The following is a 21,416-nucleotide window of genomic DNA, read 5'->3' as shown; positions in this document are numbered from 1 at the left end:
GGCTTGCAGCGACGGACCTCAGGACACTCTTACACCACGTCTGCGCGCGCCACCGATAGTCACATATGTCTTACGTCTTTTTGGCTTCCTAACGGTATCCATTATCGTTAGGAAGCCTATTTTATTGAACTTATGGGGAATAACGTTGTCTTGCTTTTGGGCAAATGGGGATTTTCGGCACTCGTTACAGGGAAATTTGCTGCCACTAAATTGGTGACAGTACTCATATTTGGCATTTTTTGACCACGGGGGCTGCCGAGGCCGTGGTTTCGCCCTTTTTGCGTCGAAGCGATACACTGTTGCCGTTTGATTTCTTCGCTCAAGGAGGATGCGCATGCCGTGCACAACGATTTTGGTTGGTAAGAACGCGAGCTACGACGGGTCGACGCTGGTCGCCCGCAACGAGGACTCGTCCAACGGGGTGTTTGAGCCCAAGCGCATGCGCGTGGTGCATCCCGACGAGCAGCCGCGTGTCTACACGAGCGTCCTGAGCCACCTGACCGTTGAGTTGCCCGACAATCCCATGCGCTACACGAGCGTCCCCGACGTCGTTCCCGGTCACGGTATTTGGGCCGAGGCCGGATTCAACGAGCTCAATGTTGGCATGTCCGCAACCGAGACGCTCACCACCAACGAGCGCGTCCGCGGCGCCGACCCGCTTGTGGACTACGTGCCCGCTAGGGGCAACGAAGGCGAGGATGGATACGTTCCGGCACAGCCCGGTGGCCTGGGCGAGGAGGACATGGTGACCCTGGTCCTGCCGTACGCCAAGTCCGCCCGCGACGGCGTTCGTATCCTGGGCGACCTGCTCGAGCGCTACGGCACCTACGAGAACAACGGCATCGCCTTTAGTGATGTGGACGAGATCTGGTGGCTCGAGACCATCGGCGGTCACCATTGGATCGCAAAGCGCGTGCCTGACGACGCCTATGTGACCATGCCCAACCAGCTGGGTATCGACAGCTTTGACCTGGATGACGCCGAGGGCGCCCAGGCCGACCACATGTGCTCCGCCGACCTGCGCTCCTGGATGGCCGAGTGGCATTTGGACCTGACGCTGGGCGTTGAGGGCGACGGTCCGGCTGCGGTCTTTAACCCGCGCGAGGCCTTTGGCTCGCACAGCGACAGCGACCATGTCTACAACACGCCGCGCGCCTGGTACATGCAGCGCTGCCTCAACCCCAGTGACGTGTGGGATGGCCCCGACGCCGACTACACGCCCGAGAGCGACGATATCCCCTGGAGCCGCGTGCCCGAGCGCAAGGTGACCATCGAGGACATTAAGTACGTGCTTTCGAGCCACTACCAGGGCACGGAGTACGACTGCTACGGCAGCAAGGGCACGCCCGCCACGCGTGGCGCTTATCGCCCCATCGGCATCAACCGCAACAGCCAGCTCGCCGTGCTGCAGCTGCGCCCCTATGCGCAGCCGGCGTATCGCGCCGTGCAGTGGATGGCCTTTGGTTCCAACTCGTTTAACGCGCTGGTTCCGCTGTACGCCAACGTCGAGACCATGCCCGAGTACTATGCCGACACGCAGGCTCGCGTGACGTCCGAAAACTTCTACTGGGCCAACCGCCTGATCGGCGCCCTGGCTGACGTCCGTTTCCATGAGTGCGGCCGCGCTGTGGAGGACTACCAGGAGAAGGTCGGTGGCATGGGCCACAAGCAGATCCATGACGTCGATGCTACCGTAGCCGCTCTGCCTGAGGCCGAGGTGCCTGCCGAGCTTGCACGCGCCAATGAGGCCTTTGCCGAGTGTGTTCGTGTGGAGACCGATGCTCTACTGGGCAAGGTGCTCTACACCACGAGCTGCGCCATGAAGAACTCTTTCGCGATGAACGACAACGTGAGGTAGGGATTTCCCGTCGATCGAATAGCGCTAAAACGCTTTGTCGCTTTCACTCGATCTTGGGTACAAGAACGCCAATGCAGTTGTTTATGATTGGAGACAACCATGGTTATGAAACTCGATCAGCTTGTTAACGGCGCCATCAACGTTGGCTTTGGCGCTGCCGCCGTTGCTGTCGAAGGCGGCAAGAAGGTCCTCGACGACCTTAACACCAAGGGCGAGCAGGTCCGCAAGGACACCGCCACCCCCGATATCGCCCGCAGCGTGTCCGATATGTTCGAGCAGGCCGGTGGCACCATCTCCGACCTGACCGAGCGTCTGGGCATGCAGGGCGAGACCGCGGCCCAGCGCGTGCTTGACGAGCTTATCCTTGCCCGCGTCCGCGTCATGACCGCTCCCGAGCGCACTGCCTTCCTGGCCCATGTGCGCGACATCGTCGATTCGGTCGAGGACAACGTGACCTCGGTGCCCGTCGAGTCCGTTGAGCCCGACGATGCGAAGGATACCGAAGAGGCCGAGTAGCAGCGCAGATGGCAGATTCCACCACCGATTACAACAATCTAGATCCCTTGGGTGACGAGGCGGCGGTTGTCGATGAGGTCGACGCCGCCGTCTCGGGCGCTCGCAAGAAGCCGCGCGCCGTCGATATGGTGCCCGAGGAGCCCGACGCGATGGCGCCGGACGAGGAATACCAGCTCACGCCGGCGGGTCGTCGCGAACGCATTGGGCAGATTGTACGCCTGGTCAAAAAGTACCGCGTGTGGGATAACCTCACGCCGGTTCGTTTGCGCCGCCTGCTCGAGGAACTCGGCCCCATGTTCGTCAAGATGGGGCAGATTTTGGCCAACCGGTCCGAGATTCTGCCGCAGCGCTTTTGCGACGAGCTGCGTCGTCTGCGCTCCGACGTGGAGCCGGTGCCGTACGAGGTCGTACTCAGCTGTCTGGAAGAAGAATACGGCCTGCGCCTGGGGGAGATGTTCGATGCAATCGACCCCAACCCGCTCGGTAGCGCGTCGCTCGCGCAGGTGCACCGCGCTCGTCTGGTGACGGGCGAGGACGTGGCCGTCAAGGTGCAGCGCCCCGGTGCGCAGCAGGTTATGGCGCAGGACATCGATATCATCCGCTCGGTGGTGCGTATCGTTTCCAAGTTCGTCAACACCGATCAATTCGTTGACCTGCACGGCGTGGTCGAGGAGCTGTGGACCTCGTTTCGCGAGGAGACCAACTTTTTGGCCGAGGCCAAAAACCTCAACGACTTCTACGAGTTCCATAAGAGCGTTCATGGCGTGACGTGCCCTAAATCCTATCTGGACCTGTGCACCGAACACGTGGTGGTTATGGACTACGTCGACGGCATTTCGATCGCCGATCCTGAACGCTTGGTGGCCGAGGGCTATGACTTGGAAAAGATCGGTGCCGCAATCGTCGAGGACTACTCGACGCAGGTGCTTGATGACGGCTTTTTCCATGCTGACCCGCATGCGGGAAACATCATCCTCAAAGACGGTATCGTTTACTTTATCGACTTGGGTATGGTCGGACGCATGTCGAGCCACGACCGCGGTATCGTCAAGGACATGATTTTCGCCGTGGCCGAGGGCGACGTGCCCAAGCTCAAGGATTCGCTCATGCGCTTCGCCGTGACGCGTGGCGACTCGGCTGAGCTCGATCATTCGGCCTTTTTGTCCGATTTGGACTTTATCGTGGCTGACTTTGCGGGCCTTGACCTTAAGGACCTAGATATCGGCGAGTTTTTGACTTCGCTGTTAAACCTCGCGCGCAAAAATGACGTTGAGCTGCCGAGCGTGGTGACGATGTTCGCCCGCGGCATGGTGACGCTCGAGGGCCTGTTGACCGAGTACATGCCCAACGTCAACATGATCCAGATCATCCAGACGCACATCAAAAACGAGAAGAGCACCTACGCCCGCATGCGCGAGATGAGCCGCGACTTTGCAGCGAGCAGTTATCGCGCGGCGAAGGGCTCGCTCGAGGCGGCCGAGTATCTGGGCTTGGCTTCGCGCATGCTCACACGCGGCCAGCTTAAGGTGAACACGCAGATCATGAGCAGCGATAAGGCGCTGCGACAGCTGGGTGGAATTATCGACCGCATGTCGATGGCTATTGTTATCGCCGGCTTGTTTATCGGTTCGTCGGTGGTGTACTACGCGCGCATCGAGCCGGTTGTGTTTGGTATCCCGGTCATTGGCTTTATGGGCTACGTGAGCGCGCTGGTGCTGGCGCTTATGCTGGGCCGCAATATCTGGCTCAACAGCCACGGCGGCAAGCGCTAGAGGCTGCGACCGTCACCGCATTTTCCTTTCGCAAACAATAGCTTTTACCTTGGGCTTCGCCTGCGTGCGAGGCCCTTTTGCGTGATAGCATATTGACGGTTTTAATCGATGGCCTAGATGGTGGTGCGGAGACGCACGAATGCGCGGTTTTCCTGCGCGTTTGGGGGAATCGGGGTGCAAGTCCCCGGCTGTACCAGTAACCGTAATTCCTCTTGGCTCGGGATGTTCGCGTCGCAGATCGGACGGCGCGCCTGAGCCGTTAAGGTTAAGTCGGATCGCCTCCCATCTTGCATGCGGCTGCGGCGTATGCCGCCGGTGTGCATAGGGCTCTGGAGGGAAGGGGGACCCCGATGGGGGAACTCGGGCGCAACATGCGCGATGACGTGGGGCAGCTTCAAGGCAACGCTCCAAGTACAGACAATAGGAGACAAATGGATATGTTTGAGGACGAGTGCCAGCGTGCCTCGCTTCGTCGCCGTGGCGTAATCGCGCGCGGCGTGGCAAAGCGCTGCCTGGTGGCATTCCTGGCCTTCGCGATGGCCTTCAGCACCACGCCGGCTCAGCTGTGGGCCGAGGGCGCCGAGGGCATTGCCGAGGCTGTGGCTCAGGCTACGACGCCGGGCGAGGACGCAGCGCTTGCGGGCGGTGCCGCTGAGCAGAGCGGCGCCGAGGTTTCGGATTCTGGGAGCGCGCCTGCAGCTAGTGCCGCCGCATCAAAGGCAGCAACTGGCGACGAAGGCTCGGCGACGGGGGAGAGCCCTGCCGCGAGCGAGCAGTCTTCAGCGGCATCCGCTGGCCAAGCAGGATCTGCCGCCGCGGCTGCCGTTCAGACAGAGAACCCGACAGAAACCGGCGATGTCGCCAAGAAGCAAGTCGAGGTCTCGTTCTCGATTATCGGCACCGATGCCGACGGCAAGGCTCAGACCTGGGTGGCACCCACGCAGCTCAAGCTCGACGAGGGCGCGACGGCTGCGGATGCCTTCGTTAAGCTGCAGCAGAAGACGGGCTTCAAGGCAGACTACGATCCGAACACGGCATACGGTTTCTACCTCAAAAGCATCACATCCCCGAGCGATGGCCGTACGCTTGCCTTCGATCCGACGACTTATGCCTTCTGGCAGCTGTTCGTCGACGGTGCGTCTTCCTCGGTTGGCGCGAGCAGCGTTAAGCTCACCCAGGGGCAGAAGGTTGAGTTTGCCTATACGGCTGGTAGCGCGTCCCCTGTCGTTAAGGACTAGGTTGCCGCAAATGTGACCGTCATTGGTCGCGATGCCCAGGGCAAGACTCAGACTTGGGTCGATAACGCGCAGTATGTGGTGACGTCCGGTTCGAGCGCACTTGACCTTACGAAGGTCGCGCTTGAGGCGAATGACATCGACGCCGTTGCTGCTGGCTCCTTCATTCTGAGCCTTAAGTACAACGGTGTTGAGCTGGGTACGCCCCAAGATTATTCGACCTATTGGCAGCTGTTCATCAACGGCAAGTCGAGCGACTACACGGCAGACAATGTCACCATTCATGCTGGCGATACCGTTACGTGGTTCTACGGTGGCTGGGGCGATAAGTTGCCGTCCGATTCCGTCCATGCTTCCGTCCAGGTCCTTGGTAAGGACAAGGACGGCAAGCAGCAGGTTTGGGCTTCGACGGGCCAGACGAGTCTCAAGGCGGGCTCTACTGCCAAGGATCTCCTTGAGCAGACCGGCCTTACTCTCGATGCTGGCGAATCGTCTTGGGGCTGGTTCCTCAACGGCATTACTTCGCCGTTCGATAGTAAGTCCTATGGCTGGGATGCTGCGACTAATAGCTATTGGCGCTTCTATGTAAATGGCAAGTTCGCCGACGTTGGCGCCGGTGCCTATGAGCTCCAAGAGGGCGATGCCGTCACCTTTATGTATGGTGCTGACGCCGATGCCCTTCCTGGCCAGGTTCTTGGGTCTGTCGATGTTATCGGTCCCGATGTCAACGGCAACAATACTCGCTGGGGCTCGGCAAGCAATGTTTCCCTGCCCGAGGGCTCTACGGCTCAGAACCTTATTGAGACGGTCCTGAAGGCCAAGGGCGTTACGTACAACGGCTCCCAGAGTGGTGAGTACTGGTTCCTCAATTCCATCAACTCGCCGTTCGATCACAAGCCGTATGCCTGGGATGCTGCGACCAATAAATATTGGCACCTGTATATCAACGGAGAGCCCTCCTTACTCTGCGCCAATCAGATTACGCTCAAGAGCGGCGATAAGGTTACGCTTGCCTATACCACCGACGATTCGGCCATGCCCGATCCCGACAAGATTGTCGTGGACCCGAGCGCGACGACTCCTGATTGGGATGCCGAGTGGGCCGGCTACGGCAACAGTGGCAACGGTTCGACCGTAACGGATGCCAAGACGCCTGCGCAGGCCGCCGGTCTTAAGTGGGCCTTCGATTGGAAGGCCGAGTCTGGTCAGCAGTATGCCAACTGCAGCGAGCCTGTCATCGCTAACGGCTTTGTGTACATCGCGACCGAGAACGAGCTCATTAAGATCGATTCGTCCACGGGCAAAAAGGTTGCCTCTGCGCCGCTTGCCTCCAAGGTGAGTTATACCTCTCGTCCGATCTACACCAATGGCCTTATCATCGTTCCGCTCAACGGCGGTGCGGTCCAGGCGATTACTGCAGACAAGCTGATCTGCAAGTGGCTGACGCCCGGTTTGACGGACTTGACGCAGAGCTCCTGCACCGTCGTTTCGGACGGCGAGTACGTCTATGTTGGTACGGTCGATATTTCGTATGACGAGAATTACAACGCGACCTACGGCAACGGCTCCTTTATGCGCATTAAGATTGCCACGGGCGAAGTTTCTTGGCAGAACATTGACGCTTCCGAGGGTTATTACTGGACTGGTGCGGCTTTGACGGATAAGTATGCCATCGTTCCTACGAGCGCGGGCACGCTTAAGTGCATTGATAAGACGACGGGCGATGTCGTTTCGACCATGAAGCTCGGCGCTCTCGCGAACGCCGACTGTGTCGCCGATCCGTCCAATGGTTCCACCTTCTATCAGATGACGCACGATGGAAAGCTCCATGTGATTTCGCTTTCGGCGAAGGGCGTACTGAGCGAGCAGAAGACGGTCGACCTGGGTCTTACTAATAACATGAGCGCACCGGCGGTGGCTGGCGAAAACTTGATTGTCGGCGGACAGACGGCTACTGGCTCTGCTCTGGCTCTCTATAATCTGAAGACCGGTAAGACCACGATGGTCACCGCTGCTGACGGTAAAGAACTGCCGGCCGGATTTAACGGTATTGCTGCTACTCCGCTGGTGAGTGTTCAGGGTGGCAAGACCTATGTGTACTTCACCGTTAACAGCGCGGATAGCAAGGATTACGTCAACTACTCTGCTGGTGGTGGCGTGTATCGCTATACGCTCGGTGATGCAGAGGCGACGCAGATTTATGATGCGGCTGGCCATTACCAGCACTGTGACTCTCCGGTCATTGCCGATGCATCTGGCAACCTGTACTACATCAATGACTCGGGCACGCTGTTCAAGCTTGGGGCCGTTGAGTCTTGGACGGTTGTCTTTAATTCCAACGGCGGGTCTGCTTGCAATACTAAGTTTGTTGCTACGGCCGATGGCAAGCTGGTCAAGCCAGCCGATCCGACGCGCGATGGCTACACTTTCGGCGGTTGGTATACCGATGAGACTTGCGCGCAGGCGTATGACTTCAGTACGCCGGTGACGGCCGACCTGACGTTGTATGCCAAGTGGACCAAGAATGCCGTTAACCCTGGCGGTAATGGCGGTTCTGGCGCTAATGGTGGCAACGGTGGCGTTGGTTCGAATGGCGGCGGCGGTTCTAGTACCGGTACTGGTTCCGGCACTGGCGCTGGCGCTGGTTCTGGCTCCGGCTCGAAGGGCGGCGTTATTGCCCCGGGCCAGAAGCCGGTGACCAAGACGACGGTGTCGACCAAGACCGAGACCAGGGACAACAAGTCCGACAAGAAGGACTCCGATAAGTCCGATAAGAAGGACGAGAAGAAGTCTGACAAGAAGTCTGACAGGAAGGACGGCACGTCCGACAAGAAGTCCGATTCCAAGTCCGATACGGGTGCTGTTTCCACGACCACTGCTAAGAAGTCCTCTAGTGCTTCCGAGCCGGAGACTGGCACCAATCCGCTCGCCATCGTTGGCATCGCCGCCGGCGTGATTGGCCTCGCGCTCATCGCCGTCTTCGTGCTGACCAAGCGCGGCAAGGGTGACGGTAATGCCCGATAAGCCCAAGGAGACCAGCGGGCAACAGCCCGACTCCTCGTTTATCCAGCTCGATGATCCAAAGCAAAAGGGCACCGCTTCGGCGGCGTCCACCTCTCGTCGCAAGGCGCTCCTCGGCGTTCTGACTGCTGCATGCACCATTCTGATCGTCGTCTCGCTGGGTTTCGTCCATCCTTCCACAAGCGGTGCCTGGTCCATCGACTGGATCATTCAGACCGTGACGGGGGAGAGCGTCGTCACCAAGGACACCAAGGCGTCTGGCTCGACTACGACTTCGGGCGAGGCCAGTTCCAAGGATTCCAAGTCATCGAATGACGCAAAAGATGAGTCCAAGGGTTCGAACGACGACAAGGACGATTCCGAGTCTTCAAACAAGGAATCGGACAAAAACTCGGATAGCAAGAAGTCCGAGGACCGGGGCGGCAAGAAGTCTGGCGATAAATCCGCTGCCCAAAATACGGGAGCCAGTGATACTTCCAATGCGTCTGGCGGTGCTTCTTCGGGCGGTGGCCAGTCGTCTGATGGAGCCTCATCCTCTAATGGTGGAAACGCCTCCTCGGGCGGCCAGAGCGGCTCACAGGAGTCCAACTACGTTACGGTGACGGTTTCGGTCACATCGAGCGCTGTGGACAATCCTGTGTCCTCTGGTGGCACCTTTACCTTTAACGAAGGTGCTACCGTCTACGATGCCCTGTGCGCGCTGGGCCTTTCTGTCAACGCACACGGCTCATCGTACGGCACGTATGTTTCTGCGATTGGTGGTTTGGCCGAGAAACAGTACGGCGGCACGAGCGGCTGGATGTATTCCGTCAACGGCACAACGCCCATGACGGCCTGTAGTAACTACGTTCTCTCAAACGGCGACAACGTAGTCTGGTATTACGTTACAGACTAGAGGCCTCGACATAGCGCGCCAGACGGGCGGTTCGGACCAACATCCGAGCCGCCCGTTTTTCATGCGAATGGGACTGGATCGCCGGGTCTCTCGGCAAACAAAAAACCGGTTGGAACGGGAATTCCAACCGGTTATACATTCAAGCAAATAGTGAATCGACTACGACCGTGCGCCCTCGAGGAAGAAGCGGCGGCTGAAGTAGTTGTACCAGGTGACGAGGAATGTGGCGATGGCCTTCATGGCCTGGTAGCCGATGCTCAAAAACGTGACGCCCACAAACATGTACAGGTCGTTGAGGCCCAGGCCGATCACCGACAGGATGGTGAAGATCGTGAACTCGCGCTTGCGGCTCATGCCTTCGCGGTGGTCGAACACGTACTTCATGCTGAGCCAGTAGTTGACCACGACGGACGTGATAAACGAAACCGTGGTGCTCATCAAAAAGTCGAGGTGGAACAGCTCGACGAGCGCAATGAGCATGCCCCAGTCGATGCCAAAGGAGATAAGACCCACGACGGCAAACTTGAGGAACTGCTTGGTATGAGGTTGTGCCAGCGCCTTGCGCACGTAATCACATCCAATGCGTTGATGAATCGAGCAGAGGATACTTTAGAGCTTTTACAAGGGAAACGTAAGGTCTTTGCCAAGAACTATATGAACTCGCCAAATTTTCAAGAGCTAATCCGCAAACGTTGAAAATTTGCCCGTAAACGAGCGACACCCACGGACGATACTGCGCTGAGTGCGCGTCGTCCGTGGGCGCCGTAATGCTACAGGGGTTTCGAGCTATTTTGTCTCGTCGCCCTCCAGGAAGATTTTTCGGGTCACAAAGTTGTAGACCATGACAAGCGCGGTGGCACAGATCTTGGCGATATTGGCCTCGAGTCCCAGGCCGGCGTTGAGCGCCAGCACGATGCCATCGTTGAGCACCAAACCGATCACGGACAGCACGACAAAGATGATGAACTCGCGGCGGCGGCTCATGCCTTCCTTGTGCGCAAACACGTATTTCATGCTTGCGAGGTAGTTAAAGATGAGTGAGATGATAAAGCCGCTGGTGTTGGCGATTAGGATGTTGAGGCCCAGACCGTAGTGGAGCAGATTCATAATGCCAAAGTCGATAACCGTGGCAATGACACCGACGACGCCAAATTTCATAATCTGCGCAAGGAGCTTTTGCATGGTACCTGCCTTAAGCTGGCGCCGAAGCGCCGCGGGGATGACAAACTTAGCAAGTTTAGCCAATCCCCGCGGGTGGTGCTAGGCGCGCTCCTCGATAGCACCGTTTCTATATGCATCGAGCAGCTGGCGCAGGTCCTGGATCTGGCTGCGAATCTTGGCGCCAGTATCGGTGTCGCTCACCATGCGGCGACGGTCTGCTTGGTCAAAACGGTTGGTCTCGCTCTCGATGTCCACGTTGCGCGTGAGTGCCTCGGCAACCGTCGTAAAGGCCCGGTGCGACTTGAGGCGGCAGCCGCGCGAGCTCGAGATGAGCGTATAGCCGGCGATGCCCGTCTTGGGATGGTAAGCGCGGCAGAAGCCGCCATCGATGACCAGTAGCTTGCCCTCGGCGCGGATGGGCTGCTCACCCTTGGTGGTTTTAACGGGCGTGTGGCCGTTGATGATGTGGCCGGTCGGCGAGCATGCCATGGCCGCGACGCCAAACTCGCGCATGATATCATCGCAGACCGAGGGCGACTTGGTAAGCGTAAAGTACGGGTCCATCGGCTCGACCCAGGTGCTCTTATCGGCGATATAGGCGCGCTCAAAGGTACGCACCAGGCGTCCGCTGGCGGGTGAATTGAAGCCAATCCACAGGTACCACATCCAGTCGAGGGCATCGCGGTCGCCCACGCGCCACGCGCGGCGGGCGATGTGGTCGCAAAAATCGAGATAATCGCGGCCAGCGTGCCAGGTGCCCAGGCAGTTCATGCTGCTGAAGGTGCCGTCTTCGTTGAGTGGAACGCAGCCGTGGAAGAGCAGGTTGCCGTTGGCGACCTTGTACATCGAGCCGTGGGTGTAGAGGAAATCGATATGGCGATGCAGGTGATCGGCGGTGACAAACTCGGACACGAGCTTGTCGATGATGTGCTGCTCCTGAGACGTGAGCGTGTAGGGGTCCGCCGGGTCGACGGTGGGGAAGTCGTTGGTCGTGAGCGGCCACACGCTGCCGTCGGCGAGCGTGACCGTGCCGGTGTCGTGGTCGATCTTGTCGAGTAACAGGCGGTCGGTCATATCGAACTCGGGGTGGCGCTGGATAATCTGGCCCTCGAGCTTAAAGAGCAGCACGTTGATGGCCTTGATCAGCGGGGTGATGGACTCACCGGCGGTGTAGGTGGCATCGGCAAAGGCGACAAGCTCACGCAGCGAGATGCCGTAGTTGTTCTCCAGGATCTCGTAGTTGTCGTAGCGTAGGTTGTTGCGCAACACCGTGGCGATGCAGGCGGGCTCACCGGCCGCAGCGCCCATCCACAGTAGGTCGTGGTTGCCCCACTGGATGTCGAGTGAATGGTAGGTGAGCAGACGGTCCATAATCTTGGCCGCGCCGCCGCCGCGGTCGAAGATGTCGCCCACCAGGTGCAGGTGGTCGACGGCCAGGCGCTTGATGAGCGAGGCGAGCGACTCGATAAAGTCGTCGGCGCTGGCGGTCTCCAGGATGGACTCCACGATGCGCTCGTGATAGCGCACGCGATAGTTGTTCTCGTCCGGGTGCGTGTGCAACAACTCGTCGATGATATAGGCGTAGTCGCGCGGGATGGCCTTACGCACCTTGGAGCGCGTGTAGCGGCTTGAAAGCGAGCGAGCGACCATGATGAGCTGGTCAAGCATCGTCTTGTACCAAGTTGGCGAGTCCTCGCGCTGGCTGCGGACCAGGTCGATCTTCTCGCGCGGGTAGTAGATGAGCGTGCACAGCTCGCCCTTTTCGTCAAAGGAGAGCGTGTCGCCAAAAATTTCGTCGACATGCTCGCGCACGACGCCCGAGCAGTTGTTGAGGATGTGCATAAAGGCTTCGTACTCGCCATGCACGTCGCTCATAAAATGCTCGGTGCCCTTGGGTAGGTTGAGGATGGCCGAGAGGTTGATAATTTCGGTAAACGCGGATTGTTCGGTGGGGAACTGTCTCGACAGCAGGCGCAGATACTTGAAGTCTTGCGGGTTGCGATCGAATGCGACCATGAAACACCTTCCGATGGGGCTGGTAAAACTGATAAACAGCGTCAAACGTTTATCAGTATGCGCCGCTTTTGTTTCGATTTTGCGCCGGCGGCTGAATTGTCGGCTGAACGGTTTGGTAAATCGATTTAGTTGAGGTGGATATGGCGGTTGAGTGGAGACGACAGAAGGTGTTTTCTCAGATATTTATGCGTGGGGCCGGTGGAGACGATGGTGGTAAAGATGTTCGCTATTTTTGGTTCGATTTGGTAAATAGTGGACATATGTACCGTATGTAGGCTCACTGTGCGATAATTTGCGCAGCAATGAGTAAGGAGCCTCATATGAGTGATTTTGTCCTGACCTGTGAATCCGCCGCCGACCGAACCCGTGAGTTCTTTGCGTCGCGCAATATCCCTGTCGTGTGTTTTCATTACGAGATCGACGATGTTGTCCATACGGACGATCTGTATCAGTCGATTACGCCGGACAAGTTTTTTGCCCAGATTGCCGCGGGCGCCATGCCCAAGACGTCTCAGGTGAGCGTGGGTGAGTACAAGGAGTTTTGGGAGCCGTTTGTTGCCGAGGGTAAAGACGTGCTGCACCTGGCGTTGTCGTCGGGTATTTCGGGCACGTATGGATCGGCCTGCGTTGCGGCGCAGATGCTCGCGGATCGCTATCCCCAGGGCGGCAAGGTGCGCGTCATCGATTCGCTGGCGGCGTCTTCGGGCTTTGGCCTGTTGCTGGAATATGCCGCCAACGTGCGCGATAGCGGGGCTTCACTCGACGAGACGGCTGCCTGGATCGAGGAGCACAAACTCAACCTGCACCACTGGTTCTTCTCGACCGATCTGTCGAGCTATCTACGAGGCGGTCGCATTTCGGCTGCGAGTGCGATCATCGGCACGGCGCTTAAGATTTGCCCGCTTATGACGGTCGATTGCGACGGCAAGCTGTCGCCACGTGAGAAGATTCGCACTAAGAAGCGCGCGATTTCCGAGATGGCCAAGACCATGATGGCACACGTGCAGGACGGTGCGGATTATTCGGGTAAGTGCATCATGTCGCACTCGGCGTGCCGCGAGGATGCCGAGGCAGTTGCGGCGCTGATTGAGGAACAGGTTCCGCAGCTTAAAGGCAAGATTGAGATCAATGACATCGGTACTCTGATTGGCTCGCATACCGGACCTGGTACGGTGGCGCTCTTCTTTATGGGCGACAAGCGCGTGGATTAATTTGCCCCATCACGTCGCTGCATGATTGCTCAAACGATAACGGCCCGCCTCACGTTTGTGGGGCGGGCCTTGCTGTTACGATTAGCGTTTCTTTCCGCGGAAGAAGAAGCCGTGCAGTGACGGCTTGAGGCCGCGGTTGGCGCGATGCTCCTCGACGCGCTCGTGGATCGAAGCGACGCGCTCGATGACTTCGTCGGGAATCGGCACATCGGGATTCATGTTCTCGACCTGGCTGACCTCGGCGGCGGCGACCTGGTCGATAATGGGCACATCGTCGCGCGAGATGACAGGTGTGGCTTCTTCCTTCATCTTGCGATAACGCTGCATCATGTCGGTCTGTAGCTGCTGTGCCGAAGGCGGCGTCCAGATGATGGCGTTGGCGCCGGCGGCGATGGTCTCACGGATGCTCTCGGGCGTCTTGCCGCCCGGCGCGATGAGCGGCAGGTTGGGATAGTGCTCGCGCAGTTCACGCAAGACCTGGGGCGTGTTTTTGCCGGCGGCGATGTTGAGAATCTTGGCTCCGGCGCGCACTTTGGCATGCGCATCGTCGTCGCAACGTACGACCGTGGCGATGACGGGGATGTCGGCGATGTTGGTGATGTGCTCGACCATCTCGGCAGTAGCGGGGGAGTTGACCACGCAGCCCGCCGCGCCCTGCATCTCGGAGACGGCTGCCATCTGCACGGAGCGCTTACCGGTCGTAGTTCCGCCGCCCACGCCTACAAAGACCGGGCACTCGGCGACGGTCAGCAGCGCTTGCGTAATGGCGGGCTGCGGCGTGAAAGGGTAGACCGCAAAAACGGCATCGGCGTTGGAGTTGCGGATAACCGCGACATCGGTAGTGTAAATGAGCGACTTGATGCGGCGGCCGAAGAGCGTGAAGCCGCTGGCCTCCTCGATCTCGTCGGGCATGCGAAGAGCAGCCTTGCGCAGACGTCCGTCGATGGGCAGGGGCTCCATGGGGAGCAGTCCGTTGGGGGTCACGGCTACCTGGGGCTCGGTGAACTCGTCTGCGAGCTCGACCTCGGAGAAATCGACCGAGGCGACGATGTCCTCGTGAACCTCGGCGGGTACATCGATGGGAGCTTGGTCGTTTGCCGCGGCAGGCGTGTCGAAGGAGCTGGTGCCGACAAAGGCGTCGACGCGTTCGTTTAGGTCGTTGAGGGTATCCATGGAGGCTCGATTCTATGCGATGGTGGCCGGCGCGATGCAGCCGGAATTGCGAATGCTAAATCGTTTGACGAGTTGATTTTTCCCCGCCGCACCATCCGTTAGACCGAAGGGCGGGAGAACGTGAAGGAGCTGTGGTGGCGAGGATCGAGGTGCTATCTTGAAAGTCCCGTTTAAAAGAGAGGTGACGCGGTATGGAATTGACAGCAATGTTTGGCTCGATTGGCCTGTGCGTGGGCGCAATCGTTGCCGCCGCGGTCATCTACTTTGTGGTCACGGCCATTAAGGGCAAAAGGGCCGAACGCAAGGAGCGCGCGATGCTTAAACAGCATCGCGACCAGCAGGGCAAACGCGCACAGAGATAGCTTGTTGAGTTTTTGATCCGTGCGCTAGCTGCGTTTTCGGATCAGGGCAATGTAGAAGCCCTCAAAATCGCGGCTAGGCGGAATGGTCAGCGTGCCGGGCATACCGTTGGCGATGGCCGAGACATGGCCGGCGGCGATGGCCTCGGTGAGGGCGTTGCACTCGATATGCGGCTCCTCGCCGGCATCCTGGGCGCGACGCGCTTCACTTTCGCTCGGTGTGCCGTCGAGGGGGATAAGCTCGCAATCCATGTGCTTGTCGAGGGCCTCTTGCAGGGCGTCCTCGTTTTCCTGCGGCATGATCGAACAGGTGGAATAGACGAGCGTGCCGCCCGGTTTGAGGGCTCCCATGGCGCGGTCCAGAAGCGCGCGCTGCGAGCGGGCGCACTTGACGAGCAGCTGCTCGGTGAGGCCGCGCAGGCTTTTCTCGTTGCCACTGATGACGGTGCCCGTGCCGGTGCAGGGAGCGTCGAGCAGGATGCGGTCAAAGCGGAAGAACTCGTCGAGCTCGCGTGCGTCGATGCGCATGACGGGCACGTTTTTGGCACCTTGGCGGTGGAGGTTGGACTCAAGCTTTTCGGCGCGGGGAATGCTCATCTCGCAGGCCGTGAGGTGTGCCTGGCCCTGGGTGAGGGCGGCGATCTGCGTCGTCTTGCCGCCAGGGGCTGCGCACATGTCCAGGATGTCCTCGCCTGCCTGGGCGCCCAACACCAAAGGCGGCATCATGGACGACAGGCTCTGTAGGTAGATCTTGCCGTCGCGGTAGATGTCGAGGTCCCATAGGTCGGAAACCTGGGCCTCGGGCAGGATAAAGGCGTCCGGATACCAAGCGACGGGGTTGTGGGCGATGCCGGCGGCACCGAGCGCCGCAGCGATGTCCTCGGCGGTCGCCTTGAGCGTGTTGGCGCGCAGCGTGACCGGGCGTGTGGCCGCGGCGCCGAAGCCCTCGATCATGAGCTCGGCATCGGCGGGCGCATAGGCGCCGGCGACCGTGTCGACCATAAAGCGCGGCAGGTCGGCGGCGCAGGGAAGGGCGGCAAGCTGGTCGGAAAGCTCGGTAGCGGCAAACTGCCTGAGCTTGAGCTCGGGCTTAACCTGCTTTTTCTGCTTACGACGACGCTGCTTGGACATCCGTCTTTCCTTCCACCTAAATGATTATTCTGGGACGGGGATTAAATAATCATTCCATGACTCCCGTCACAAAAAGACTGTACTGTGGCGCCCGGGAATGATTTTTTAATCCCCGTCCCAGAATAATCATTCCCGGGCGCGTTGCTACTAGCGTGCTTTAGTACTGGCTCTCGTGCTTGCTGAAGAAGTCGAAGCGCGGGGGCAGCGGCTTCACGCGGTGGTCGCCGGGCTTCTCGCCCAGGCTCTCTACGAACTCGTCCGTGGAGGCAAAGATGTTATCCCAGCTAAAGAAGGCGACCGGATCGACGTCGAAGTACTCGCAGATGAGTTCGCAGCCGGCCGGGACGATACCGTGCATCAGGACGGTCGCCACGCGCAGCTCGGTAAAGGCATCAACCAGGGCCTGCGTCATCGCTGCGTTTGCTTCGTCGCCCTCGAGCTTGTTGGCGGCCTTGGAGGCGTCGCTCCAGCGCTTGTTGGCGGCGCGCAGGTAGTCGTCGCACACGGCAAGCGCGCGGTGCGTCTCGAACTTGTACATGGCCTGCTCAAAGGCAAGAGCTGCCTGCTCGGCAGCCTCGACCACGGCGGCAGAGGCGGCACCGGCGGGGATGCAGCCGTTGCGATAGGGGCTCTCGTCGCCTTCCTTGACGGCGACGCCGTAGAAGCAGCTGCGGGCCAGACGGTTGAATACGCCGGTCAAAAGGGCGCTCTCCTTAAGGGCCGGATCGATAACGCGCTTGTCGTCGCAGGCGCGCACCTCGTTGCCGTCCTTGTCCTTGCCGGTCACACGCGTGTCGTATGCCTTGGGGCTAAAGCTCACCGGCTTTTCGGACAGGCCGAGCGACAGCCAGTGCGCGCGCATCTGCTCGCAGGTGTAGTGGTTGAGTAGGTCGTCTGCCGGCGGGGGAGGCGTCTGCGAGGACGAGCTGGCCTTTTTGCCCATGTAGAGCAGGTGGTAGCAGGCGCTGACGGTGCTCTGCGTGAGGTCCCAGCCCAGGGCCTCCCACATGGCGGTCTGCGCGATGCAGTAGAAGTAGATGTTGTCCTGACCGATAAACTGGTAGATCTGTGCGTCGTCCGAGCACCACCAGTCGCGCCAGTCGAGCGAGCTGTGCTGGTAGGTGGGCGCGGGCACCTGTGTGGAGTCGGCAGCGGGCTCGCCCATGAGGGCGGCATCCTGGGCGGCGACGCCCTCGGTCACGCCGGCGGCCTTGGCATCGCGCGCGAGCACGGTACGCGTATAGCTGATGGGCGCCCACAGGCTCTCTGGCCAGCACCAGCAGGTGACGTCGGAAACGCCGTCGACCTGGGGCACCGGAACGCCCCAGTCGATGTTGCCGGTGATGCGGAAAGGCACGAGCGCTTTGCCGCTGCGGAAGCGCACGCCGCCGTTGGCGAGCACCGCATGGGCGTCGTCGCGCTCCTTCCAGCTGGGGAAGGTGACGGTAAAGCTGCTCTTGTTTCCCTCGGGCTCCAGCACGGTGTGCTCGGGCAGCTGGTCCTCGACGGCATCGAAGGCCTCGCGGAACTTGTTTTGGATATAGAGCTGGGCCGGCAGCAGCCACTCCTCCATGGTCTTGGAGACCACGGAACGAACCTGCGGGTTCTGGGCGAGCTTGGCGGTGTAGGTCTTCATAAAGTCGAGGTAGGCCGGCAGGTCGAAGTAGAGGTTGTCGACCGGGCGCAGCTCGGGCACCTCGCCGGTGAGCTGGCTCTTGGGTGCGATGAGCTCCTCGGGCTCAAACTGGTGACCCAGGTCGCACTCGTCGGCATAAGCCTTCTCGGACTTGCAGCCCTGGATGGGGCAGCGGCCGATCACTTGGCGGCCGTTGAGGAACGTGCCGGCCTTGGCGTCGTAGAACTGCAGCGTGGAGCGCTTGGAGATGGTGCCCTGCTCATGCAGGCGCTCGATAATCTCGGCGGTCACTTCGTTGTGAATCTGCGCAGCCGGCTCAAGGCCCGAGCCGCCGTAGATATCGCAGCTGATGTTGTAGTTGTTGAGGGTCGCGGCCTGGCGGGAGTGATTGGACTCGACGTACTCGTTAATGGACTTGTCGTAGCCCTCGTTCTCCTTGAGCTTGCGGTAGCTCTCCATGATGGGCGAGCCGTAGCAGTCGGTGCCCGAGGTGAAGATGACGTTCTCGCGGCCCAGACGGTCGCGCAGGAAGCGGGCGAAGAAGTCGGCAGGGACAAAGACGCCGCCGACGTGGCCAAAGTGAAGGCCCTTGTTGCCGTAGGGCTCGCCGGCGGTAACGATGGCGCGGCGAGGCCAGCTGGGACGGTCGTTCATGGAGTATTTGGATGCCATGGGACTCCTTCGCATATGGTGAGAGCGCGGCCGGGCGCAAGGCCTGGCGACGCGGTGGTCAATTCGTGCATATCGTTCGACATTATCGCACATGCGGACGGGTACGTGGCAGGGGCGCTATCCTAAGATGCTATGAATGAGATTTCCAACATACATGCGTTTGAAGACGAGGATTTTCTGCACGCTTGCTTTGTGTGGGGGATGGTCGTAGTCGGCGTGTTTGCCGTGTGCTTGGTGCCGGTGTTTATGTTGCTGGGTGGGCCTGCAGACTTGGATGCGGCTGACGCGGGCGGCTGGATGGCTGTCGTGGGCTGGATAGTCGGCTTGGCTGCGATCTCAATGGCGTCGTTCGCCGTGCACGAGCTGGTGCACGGTGTGTTTTTTAAGCTGCTGGCGCCTGCGGGCGCGAAGGTGACCTTTGGGGCGAATCGCGAGACGGCGATGATCTATGCCTGCGCCGAGGGCGTTGTGTATTCGCGCCGGCGGTACATGGCGGTTTGCCTGGCGCCGACGGTTGTTGTGACGGCGGCGCTTGCCCTGGGGTTTGCGTTTTCGGGCTATCCGCTGCTGTGCTACCTGGCGGCCGGCTTGCATTTGTCGGGCTGTGTGGGCGACTGGTATTACGTGCGGACCATTTTGCGCGACCGCCGCATTGTCGCCTGCGAGGATACGTCCTTTGGCGTGCGCTTTTTCGGGTGAGGAGATGTCGATGAAGCCGTTGTTGCTGCATGCGTGCTGTGCGCCGTGCTCTCTTGAGCCGGTCCGCCTGCTGCGCGAGGAAGGGTTTGAGCCCACAATCTGCTGGACAAACCCCAATATTCAGCCGCACGATGAATGGCAGCGGCGTTTGGACGAGCTGCGCCGGTGGTGTGCCGATGGCGACATCGAGCTTATCGAGGCGGGGGAGGACCGGGAGCGCTGGGAGGCCGGCGTGGCCCCGCTGGGCGCCGATCGAGCCCGTCGCTGTCGCTCATGCTATGCCCTGCGTCTGGCCGAGGCGTGCCGTGTGGCCCAGGAGCGCGGGTTTGAGTTTGTGGGCACGACGCTCGCCGTCTCGCCGTACCAGTTGTTCGAAACCTGCAATGATGTGTTGGAGCGTCTGGCTGCTGCCCGCGGTCTCACTCCGGTGATTCGCGATTTTCGCACGTATTACCCCGAGGCGACACGTCGTTCGCGCGAGCTGGGCATGTATCGGCAGAACTACTGCGGCTGCCGTTTCTCGGCCGTCGAGGCGGCCATGGACCGCGCCCGCATCCGCGACGAGCGCAAAGCCGCCAAAAAGTAGTTCACTTGGGACGTCAGCCTGCTAGGATGTAGAGCGGACTTTAGCTATATAAGGAGAATCCGACGTGTCTATGCGTACCGATGATTTTGACTATAACCTGCCCGAAGAGCTCATCGCCCAGGCGCCTGCCGAGCCGCGCGACTCCTGCCGCCTGCTGGTGGTTGATCGCAAAGGCTCCGAGACAGGAACGCCGTTAGGGCATGGCGGCACCGTCGAGCACCGCATCTTCCGTGACATCATCGACTATATCGAGCCGGGCGACGTGCTCGTCATCAACCAGACGCGCGTGATGCCGGCCCGTCTTATCGGTCGCAAGACGGGCTCGGGCGGCGTGGTCGAGACGTTGCTGCTCAAGCGCCGCGAGGATGTTGACCCGCTGGGCCATGTTTGGGAGTGCTTGGTCAAGCCGGGTAAGCGCCTGAAGCCCGGTGCTCAGATTGAGTATCGCGCCGGTGGCGCTCATGCGCCCGAGGGGGCTCCCGTGGTGCTGACGGCCGAGGTCGTCGACTTTGTCACCGATAGTCGCGGCGGCCGCCTGGTGCGTTTTGAGCCGGCCGGTTGCAATGCCGCCGGCGAGCCGCGCACGCTTGACGAGGCCATCCATGCTGCCGGTCACGTGCCGCTGCCGCCCTACATTACCGATTACGAGGGCGATCCCGAGAAATATCAGACCGTGTACGCCATGAAGGAGGAGCACTCGGCTGCCGCTCCCACGGCGGGCCTGCATTTTACTCCTGAGCTCATGGCCGCTATCGAGGCCAAGGGTGCCAAGTTTGCCGCCGTCGAGCTCGAGGTGGGCATCGATACCTTCCGCTTGGTGGAGGAGGACGACCCCACGCAGCACGTCATGCACACCGAGCGCTACCACGTGTCGCAGGAGGTTGTCGACGCCGTGCATAAGGCCAAGGCCGAGGGTCATCGTGTGATCGCCGTCGGCACTACCGCGGTGCGCTCGCTCGAGAGCGCGTTTGACACGGACGCGCCGGTGTCCGATCCGGCCGTGACGGCGCGCTATTTTGAAGGCCGCGAGGACGGGGCCGATACGCTTGGCCGCGGTGACATCGTGGTGCGCGAGAACGCCACGACGCAGCTTTACCTCATGCCCGGCTCGACCTATCACGTGGTCGACGCGCTGATCACGAACTTCCATGTGCCGCGCTCCACGCTCATGATGCTCGTGAGCGCGCTTGCCACCCGCGACCAGATCATGGATGCCTACGCCGCTGCCATCGAAGAACGTTATCGCTTCTTCAGCTTTGGCGACGCGATGCTCATTTGTTAGTTACGCGGTTCTACGAACCGCGTAACTACTCGACGCTGCGCGGGCCGCATTTGGACAATCTGACGTTCAACTTCAAGGGCGCGACCAGAAGGTCAGCGCCCTTTCGTTTCACGTCACCTTGCCTCAAATGCGACCCGCTCGCTCATATGACCCAATCCGCTGTCAAGAGCCACAATGGCCCCGCCGACCGCTT

17 protein-coding genes are annotated in these 21,416 nt (G+C 60.1%); 11 read left to right on the top strand and 6 right to left on the bottom strand.

Annotated elements, in window-relative coordinates; all coding sequences use genetic code 11:
* The first annotated feature begins 334 nt into the window (after positions 1–334).
* The 6 genes from FGQ61_RS08545 to FGQ61_RS08520 all read left to right on the top strand — a co-directional run bounded on the left by FGQ61_RS08545 (position 335) and on the right by FGQ61_RS08520 (position 9,297).
* Positions 335–1,858 (top strand): C69 family dipeptidase, encoded by a 1,524-nt coding sequence (locus FGQ61_RS08545; RefSeq protein WP_138375228.1) that lies wholly within the window; start codon positions 335–337, stop codon positions 1,856–1,858.
* Between the two features lie 99 nt (positions 1,859–1,957).
* Complete coding sequence (locus FGQ61_RS08540) at positions 1,958–2,374, top strand: hypothetical protein (RefSeq protein ID WP_117583986.1); 417 nt, start codon at positions 1,958–1,960, stop codon at positions 2,372–2,374.
* Positions 2,375–2,382: 8 nt separating this feature from the next.
* Positions 2,383–4,146 carry an ABC1 kinase family protein gene (locus FGQ61_RS08535; protein ID WP_138375227.1) on the top strand — a complete coding sequence of 588 codons (1,764 nt, stop codon included), beginning with the start codon at positions 2,383–2,385 and terminating at the stop codon, positions 4,144–4,146.
* A gap of 431 nt (positions 4,147–4,577) precedes the next feature.
* Positions 4,578–5,384 carry a DUF4430 domain-containing protein gene (locus FGQ61_RS08530; protein ID WP_171021562.1) on the top strand — a complete coding sequence of 269 codons (807 nt, stop codon included), beginning with the start codon at positions 4,578–4,580 and terminating at the stop codon, positions 5,382–5,384.
* 12 nt (positions 5,385–5,396) lie between these two features.
* Complete coding sequence (locus tag FGQ61_RS08525; RefSeq protein ID WP_138375225.1) at positions 5,397–8,405, top strand: DUF4430 domain-containing protein; 3,009 nt, start codon at positions 5,397–5,399, stop codon at positions 8,403–8,405.
* Entirely contained in the window at positions 8,395–9,297 is a 903-nt protein-coding gene (locus FGQ61_RS08520; RefSeq protein ID WP_138112900.1) for a DUF4430 domain-containing protein, read from the top strand. Before FGQ61_RS08525 ends, FGQ61_RS08520 begins: the two co-directional genes overlap by 11 nt.
* Before the next feature lie 159 nt (positions 9,298–9,456).
* Here the strand turns inward: FGQ61_RS08520 and FGQ61_RS08515 are convergent, their stop codons facing one another.
* From FGQ61_RS08515 to FGQ61_RS08505, 3 genes are all read right to left on the bottom strand, one after another.
* Positions 9,457–9,864: a GtrA family protein gene (locus tag FGQ61_RS08515; protein ID WP_022095123.1), complete on the bottom strand. Its 408-nt coding sequence runs from the start codon at positions 9,862–9,864 to the stop codon at positions 9,457–9,459.
* Between the two features lie 219 nt (positions 9,865–10,083).
* A complete protein-coding gene (locus FGQ61_RS08510; protein ID WP_022095122.1) occupies positions 10,084–10,479 on the bottom strand; it encodes a GtrA family protein in 396 nt (131 codons plus the stop codon).
* 78 nt (positions 10,480–10,557) lie between these two features.
* Positions 10,558–12,474: a fructose-1,6-bisphosphatase gene (locus tag FGQ61_RS08505; protein WP_138112896.1), complete on the bottom strand. Its 1,917-nt coding sequence runs from the start codon at positions 12,472–12,474 to the stop codon at positions 10,558–10,560.
* A 320-nt stretch (positions 12,475–12,794) separates the two neighbouring features.
* On the opposite strand from FGQ61_RS08505, the gene FGQ61_RS08500 reads away from it, so the two are divergent.
* Complete coding sequence (locus FGQ61_RS08500) at positions 12,795–13,685, top strand: DegV family protein (RefSeq protein ID WP_138112894.1); 891 nt, start codon at positions 12,795–12,797, stop codon at positions 13,683–13,685.
* A gap of 81 nt (positions 13,686–13,766) precedes the next feature.
* Here FGQ61_RS08500 and FGQ61_RS08495 read toward each other — a convergent pair whose 3' ends face one another.
* A complete protein-coding gene (locus FGQ61_RS08495; protein WP_006235402.1) occupies positions 13,767–14,858 on the bottom strand; it encodes a beta/alpha barrel domain-containing protein in 1,092 nt (363 codons plus the stop codon).
* A gap of 191 nt (positions 14,859–15,049) precedes the next feature.
* On the opposite strand from FGQ61_RS08495, the gene FGQ61_RS09590 reads away from it, so the two are divergent.
* A complete protein-coding gene (locus FGQ61_RS09590) occupies positions 15,050–15,220 on the top strand; it encodes a hypothetical protein (RefSeq protein WP_006235403.1) in 171 nt (56 codons plus the stop codon).
* A 24-nt stretch (positions 15,221–15,244) separates the two neighbouring features.
* On the opposite strand, the gene FGQ61_RS08490 is transcribed toward FGQ61_RS09590, so the two are convergent.
* Positions 15,245–16,348: an RsmB/NOP family class I SAM-dependent RNA methyltransferase gene (locus FGQ61_RS08490; protein ID WP_138112892.1), complete on the bottom strand. Its 1,104-nt coding sequence runs from the start codon at positions 16,346–16,348 to the stop codon at positions 15,245–15,247.
* Between the two features lie 157 nt (positions 16,349–16,505).
* Positions 16,506–18,656 (bottom strand): class I tRNA ligase family protein, encoded by a 2,151-nt coding sequence (locus FGQ61_RS08485; protein WP_138112890.1) that lies wholly within the window; start codon positions 18,654–18,656, stop codon positions 16,506–16,508.
* 132 nt (positions 18,657–18,788) lie between these two features.
* On the opposite strand from FGQ61_RS08485, the gene FGQ61_RS08480 reads away from it, so the two are divergent.
* The 3 genes from FGQ61_RS08480 to queA all read left to right on the top strand — a co-directional run bounded on the left by FGQ61_RS08480 (position 18,789) and on the right by queA (position 21,223).
* Positions 18,789–19,355 carry a DUF3267 domain-containing protein gene (locus FGQ61_RS08480; RefSeq protein WP_138375224.1) on the top strand — a complete coding sequence of 189 codons (567 nt, stop codon included), beginning with the start codon at positions 18,789–18,791 and terminating at the stop codon, positions 19,353–19,355.
* 10 nt (positions 19,356–19,365) lie between these two features.
* Positions 19,366–19,941 carry an epoxyqueuosine reductase QueH gene (locus FGQ61_RS08475; RefSeq protein WP_138375223.1) on the top strand — a complete coding sequence of 192 codons (576 nt, stop codon included), beginning with the start codon at positions 19,366–19,368 and terminating at the stop codon, positions 19,939–19,941.
* Positions 19,942–20,011: 70 nt separating this feature from the next.
* Entirely contained in the window at positions 20,012–21,223 is a 1,212-nt protein-coding gene (queA, locus tag FGQ61_RS08470; RefSeq protein WP_138375229.1) for a tRNA preQ1(34) S-adenosylmethionine ribosyltransferase-isomerase QueA, read from the top strand.
* Positions 21,224–21,416: the final 193 nt, after the last annotated feature.

It is taken from the genome of Collinsella aerofaciens, assembly GCF_005844325.1.
GTDB lineage: Bacteria > Actinomycetota > Coriobacteriia > Coriobacteriales > Coriobacteriaceae > Collinsella > Collinsella aerofaciens_G.
This window is presented reverse-complemented; position numbering and strand designations above follow the sequence as displayed.